At 75.2% G+C, this 1,101-nt stretch carries 1 protein-coding gene; it reads right to left on the bottom strand.

Going from position 1 to position 1,101, the window contains the following annotated elements; all coding sequences use genetic code 11:
- On the bottom strand, positions 1-1,101 hold a 1,101-nt coding region (locus NBZ85_RS31255; protein ID WP_261563439.1), incomplete at both ends, for an NAD(P)/FAD-dependent oxidoreductase.

Genomic DNA, 1,101 nt, shown 5'->3' with positions numbered 1-1,101 from the left:
GTTCGGGTTCCCAGGGGCGGCGGTGGTTGACGACCCAGGGGAGCTCCGTGCGGGGCGAGCGGTGGCCGCGGATCAGGTCGGCGAGAGTTCGGCCGGCCAGGGCGGCGGCGGTCACGCCGTCGCCGATGTAACCGCCGGCCCAGGCCAGACCCGTGTCGGGGTCGAACGAGACGCCGGGGGTCCAGCCGCGGGGGACGCCGAGAGGGCCGCCCCAGCGGTGGGTGATCCGGGCGTTCGCGGCGGCTGGGAACAGGGTGGCCAGGGTGCGGCGGAGGTGCTCGAAGACGGCGGGGGAGGAGTCGAACGCGGGGCTGGTGCGCGAGCCGAAGTGATACGGCGCGCCGCGGCCGCCGAGGACGATCCGGCCGTCGGCGCTTCGCTGGGCGTGGACGACCAGCCGGCGTCCGTCGGACAGGGTGACCCGGCGATTCCAGCCGATCTCCGCCCAGACAGATTCCGGTAGCGGCTCCGTGGCGATGATCAGAGAGTAGAGGGGAACGAGGTCACGGCGTAGGCCGGGCAGGGCGGCGGTGTAGCCCTCGGTGGCCCGCACGATGGCGCTCGCCTGGATCTCGCCGTCGGCCAGTACCACCCGACCGGGCTCGATGCGCTGGGCGGGGGAGTGTTCGAACAGCTCGGCGCCGTGGTGCTGCACCGCCGCCGCGAGGCCGCGGACCAGCTTGAGCGGGTGCAGCGCGGCGCACTGCGGGTCGAGGATCCCGCCGAGCGCGCCGGGCACCCGGATGAGGCGCGCCGCCTGGTCGGCGTCCAGCCACCGGGGCGCGGACTCGCCGGTGGGCGCGGACTCGCCGGCCGGCGCGGACGGGCCGGTGATGGCGGCGGCAGGAGCGGCGGGGAGGGCGGGGCGCAGGCGGGTGAGCTGGGCGGCGGTGGTGGCGAGTGCGAGGGAGCCGGCCTTGGCGAGGTCGCAGTCGATGCCTTCGGCGTGGCAGGCGGCGTCGATGTCGTCGATGGTGGCCGAGAGCGCCGCCCGCATCGCCGGTGCCATCGACTGCACGGGGAACAGCGCCGAGCACCAGCCACCGTTACGGCCGGACGCGCCGAATCCGGCGGTCTCCCGCCTGTCTCTTATACCCATCT

Source organism: Frankia tisae (assembly GCF_025403405.1).
Taxonomy (GTDB): domain Bacteria; phylum Actinomycetota; class Actinomycetes; order Frankiales; family Frankiaceae; genus Frankia; species Frankia tisai.
Note: the sequence above shows the minus strand (reverse complement) of the source record. Positions and strands in the feature narration are given on the sequence as shown.